This window comes from Bradyrhizobium sp. Unk1 (assembly GCF_059512345.1).
Genome location: NZ_JCAMOP010000125.1, coordinates 1 through 4124, shown reverse-complemented (window position 1 = coordinate 4124; position 4124 = coordinate 1). Strand labels below are relative to the sequence as shown.

Annotated in this window: 3 protein-coding genes and 2 pseudogenes; 4 read left to right on the top strand and 1 reads right to left on the bottom strand. The window is 60.6% G+C overall.

What is annotated here, in order from left to right; genetic code table 11:
• Nucleotides 1-75: 75 nt before the first annotated feature.
• Nucleotides 76-1116: pseudogene (locus tag AC5ZFO_RS47305) on the bottom strand (IS30 family transposase); the annotation flags it as partial.
• A 448-nt stretch (nucleotides 1117-1564) separates the two neighbouring features.
• On the opposite strand from AC5ZFO_RS47305, the gene AC5ZFO_RS47300 reads away from it, so the two are divergent.
• The 4 genes and pseudogenes from AC5ZFO_RS47300 to AC5ZFO_RS47285 all read left to right on the top strand — a co-directional run bounded on the left by AC5ZFO_RS47300 (nucleotide 1565) and on the right by AC5ZFO_RS47285 (nucleotide 3706).
• Nucleotides 1565-1927 carry a PilZ domain-containing protein gene (locus AC5ZFO_RS47300; protein ID WP_496124169.1) on the top strand — a complete coding sequence of 121 codons (363 nt, stop codon included), beginning with the start codon at nucleotides 1565-1567 and terminating at the stop codon, nucleotides 1925-1927.
• A gap of 181 nt (nucleotides 1928-2108) precedes the next feature.
• Nucleotides 2109-3275 carry an amino acid adenylation domain-containing protein gene (locus AC5ZFO_RS47295; protein WP_496124170.1) on the top strand — a complete coding sequence of 389 codons (1167 nt, stop codon included), beginning with the start codon at nucleotides 2109-2111 and terminating at the stop codon, nucleotides 3273-3275.
• A pseudogene (locus AC5ZFO_RS47290) lies at nucleotides 3241-3333 on the top strand (phosphopantetheine-binding protein); the annotation flags it as partial. The gene AC5ZFO_RS47295 and the pseudogene AC5ZFO_RS47290, both read left to right, overlap by 35 nt.
• Before the next feature lie 124 nt (nucleotides 3334-3457).
• Nucleotides 3458-3706: an IS1096 element passenger TnpR family protein gene (locus AC5ZFO_RS47285; RefSeq protein ID WP_496124168.1), complete on the top strand. Its 249-nt coding sequence runs from the start codon at nucleotides 3458-3460 to the stop codon at nucleotides 3704-3706.
• Nucleotides 3707-4124: the final 418 nt, after the last annotated feature.

Below are 4124 nucleotides of genomic sequence, written 5' to 3'. Positions count from 1 at the left end.
CGTCACGCATCGCCATCATAGAACCCGCCGTGCTCGCGCGCATGCGTCAATCAGGCGGTCTTCGTCGTATGCGTACGCTTCCGCTCCGTGTCCCGCGAGTGCAGGTCCGTTCTTCTTACGTGGAACTTCGCCATGCCCCGCCAGCCGGGGAAGGTGCAGTAGCATTGTGAAGCGCGTCGTGCGCTCGACCAACGTGCCGATCGCCGAGCTGCCAAGACCGAGAATGAGGTCTCCCTCCCAATGTCCCGGCACTGCTCGATCGGCCGCTTCAGCGGGGCGCTCACTGATCATGATCTCCGGCGAGACAAAGCCCTTGCCTCGCCTGCGTACGCGCGCTGTGGGCACGCGCAACACGCGCCCGGTTCGCAAGCAGGCCGTCAGCTCGCTGCGTAGTACACCGCGGCCCTGTACGAAGAGAGCCTGATAGATGGCTTCGTGGCTGATGCGCATCGTCTTGTCGTCCGGGAAGTCGATCGGCAAGCGTCGGGCAATCTGCTCAGGGCTCCATGCTTTGGCCCATCGTCGATCCTTTCGCCGGCCATGCCGGCGGCCGTTCCACCGAACGGCGGGGCCAGCAATATAAGCTCCGTTCGGGGCTATAACGCCGCCGGCAAGTCTATCCGCCACATAAGTGCGCAAGGTTGCGTTGAGCGCAAGCTTGGTCGGCTTGGGCCGGCGGGCAGATCGGTCTGCATGCCATTGGGCAGTTGTTGCCCGATATTCCAATCCGCCGCCGCGGGTGGCCGCGTTCCGCCGCAGTTCACGGGAGACCGTCGAAGCAGCCCGCCCCAAGCGGCGCCCGATCTCCTGTATGGAATGGCCCTGCACCTTTAGAAGAGCGATCTCCTCGCGTTCAGCCAGTGAAAGGTAGCGCCCGGAGAGAGGTTTGGTCGAAGATCTGAACATCGCTGGTGGCATGCCGCCTGCCTTTCGGAACAATCTGCTTCCGACAGGTTGCGATAATCCGGCCTCAAACGCAGCATCTTCGCTGCTCTGCCCTGTGGCAATCGCCCTCCAAAATCTATTCTGTTCATCGCGTCCGGCCACAGACGGCCGGCCTGGCGATGGCAATGGCGCTCGTCCTGACCGCGCCGAACGTCGACTTACAACTTTCATCGCAACCTCCAACTTCAGGGTGTTGCGACGACCGTTTGAATCCGCCCAGTTCACCAGCGCCGCCTTCACCGGCACGGTGGTGGGCGGCCGAACGCTGCAGGAGTTCATTTCAGTGAGGTGTAGATGGCGCGCGGCCTTCTGTGCTGGCACTAGGCGCGACTCAACAGCAAAGCGTATCTGGTTGGGGGGTGGTGCTCGCTCGACATGGTTGCGGGCGTGGTGGATGTACGAGCTGAAGCAGGATCGGATTGCGGTGATTGCTTTTCGGCGGGGAATGTTAGCCCACCCTTCATGGGCAAGCGCTCTGATCCAGTCGGCGTTATGGGATAGGCCATGAACGGTAGTTGCCCGGAATTCCCTCAACCTGAGGATAGCTCTACTAACGATCGCGGCAGTTGTTGCATTCCTGAACCCGTGGGAAACGCCAACAAGAAAATCGGAGGAGAGCGTGAGTCTAGAGCGCCGGTACCGAGAGCTAAAGAAGTTGCAAGAAAAGGTACGTCAATGGGAAGAAAAGAGTTGTTCCCGGCGGTCGACTGAAAGGCAGTCGGTGTGGCGAGATGTTTTTCTCTCAATTCCGGGACACATCACGTCCGAGCCCTGCCTGGTACGTGATCTCTCTAATAGAGGCGCGGGCATTCAGCTTAATGGACTCACGATTCTGCCGACCGAGTTTTCGCTTTCCTTCGATGAGTTTCGCACCACCCATCCTTGCCGCCTCATCTGGCGACGAGGCGACTTCATCGGAGTGGCATTTCAAAACACGTTATTCAACCTCCTGGAGCCAGATAGCAGGCCCCCTTTGCGCTAGAATCGCCCTACTGGTGAGGTCGCCTTCTGGTCCCTGACTTCGCCGCTCTATTTCGGGCAGCGTTAGATCCCGTCGACTCGATATCAAGCAGTCGTAGTTGCTACACAAGCTATTTCACCTTCGCCTTAAGCCCCAACTCGACCAGCCTGCGAATCGCCTCTGTTTGCGCCACCTCGCCTATGTGATCTACACCTCAGGCTCAACCGGCACCCCAAAAGGCGTCATGGTCGAGAACCGCGGCCTGGTCAATCTCATAGCATGGCATGTGCAAGCGTTTTGTCAGCAACCAGAATCCTGCTGCGCACTCACGGCTGGACTAGCATTCGATGCCAGTACGTGGGAGCTATGGTCTGCGTTATGTAACCGCAGCACATTGCAGCTGCCGCCCAGAGCGGCAGCAGGAGATTCCTTGCGTCTGCTGCAATGGTGGCGAGATCAATCGCTGGACGTTGCTTTTTTGATCACGCCACTGGCTACACTCGCGCTGGAAGATGTGCTCATCAATTCCAGATTGGAGTACTTGCTTGTTGGCGGGGATCGTCTCCAGCGTGTGCCTGCGTCTCTACCAGCGGCTCTCAAGCTCATAAACAACTACGGCCCTACCGAAGGGACGGTGGTGGCGACCTCGGGACGGCCCTTCAGCGACAACGCTGTGCCGCATATCGGCCGTCCGATTGCGAACACGCGGGTGTACCTTCTCGACGGTCATGGTGCGCCTGTTCCGTTTGGGGCGTCTGGTGAGCTTTACATTGGCGGGGCGGGTGTTGCGCGCGGTTATCTGAACCGGCCGGAGCTGACGGCGGAGCGGTTCATCGCCAGTCCCTTTGTGGACGGCGACCGGCTGTACCGGACTGGCGATCTGGCGCGCTATCTGCCGGACGGCAATCTTGAGTTTTTGGGCCGCAACGACGAGCAGGTGAAGATCCGCGGCTTCCGCATCGAGCCGGGCGAGATCGCGGCACGGCTTGTCGGGCACCCGATGGTGCGCGGGGCGGTGGTGGTGGCGCAACAGGATGGCGCCGGCGAGAAGCGGCTGGTGGCCTATGTGGTGGGCGCGCCCGAGGCCGGCTCGGAAGAGACAGCTGGAAGCGACCTTGCCGCCGTTTTGCGCGCGCACATAAGTGCGCACCTGCCGGACTACATGTTGCCGGCGGCGTTTGTGCGGCTGGCGTCGCTGCCCTTGACGGTGAACGGCAAGCTCGACCGCCAGGCGCTGCCGGCTCCGGAGGACGATGCGTATGCGCGCCGCGCCTACGAGGCGCCGCAAGGCGAGATCGAGACCGCTGGCGCAGATCTGGGCCGAGCTTCTCGGAGTGGAGCGGGTCGGGCGCCACGATCACTTCTTTGAACTGGGCGGCCACTCGCTCTTGGCGGTGCGGCTAATGAGCCGGCTGTCGCTGGCTGTTGGGATAGCGCTGCCGCTGACGATGCTGTTTGGCAAACCAGTGCTGACCGATCTGGCGGAGAGCATTGCCACGGTGTTGGGTCGGACCGGTCCACAAGTCCTGCCGGCGATTGTGGCCGAGTCTCGTGCAGCGCCCTTTGTTCTTGCTCGAGGCCGCTGGCCGTTGTCCTCCCGAAGATGTCGGCGGTGCGCCAGGCTATGCCGAATACCTCGACGCCATCAGCGACGCCACCCATGCGGAGCACGAACATATGCGCCTTTGGGGCCCGGACCAGTTCGATCCCAACGTCGTCGACCGGAAGGCGCTTGAGGCCGCTGTCAATGCGTTGTCCGACATATGGAAGCCGCGCCGGCACACCACGCGCTCAAAATAGGCGTCAAGCGCCATTCAAAAGGGCCGCAGAGCTACGCTTACCTTGAACCTGACGTAACGTCACGTTGTATGAAGATTGCCTCTGGCTCAATTCGGCGCTGCGCGCGTCGGTCCACGCATGCAGCCAGACCACCTTCAACAATTAAGAGGTTCAAGCGATGCTATTCTTCTTTTTGCTCTCGATCGCTTTCGCTATCATCGGCACAATTTACGCCGTGAGCGCATGGCTTTCCCGCCGCCGGCGCAGCCGCAACTTACTCTTCGTTCGCCCCACACACACGTCTAAGCGGAGAGCGTTTTAAACAATCAAGCAAAGTACTTCGTTGCGATACTCTCGATAAGTCGTCGTCCGTGAAGAAGGCGGGAGAGCGCTGATTTAAGCGATCTTTTGGGCAGGGACAGTTTCGGTGAACGCCCGG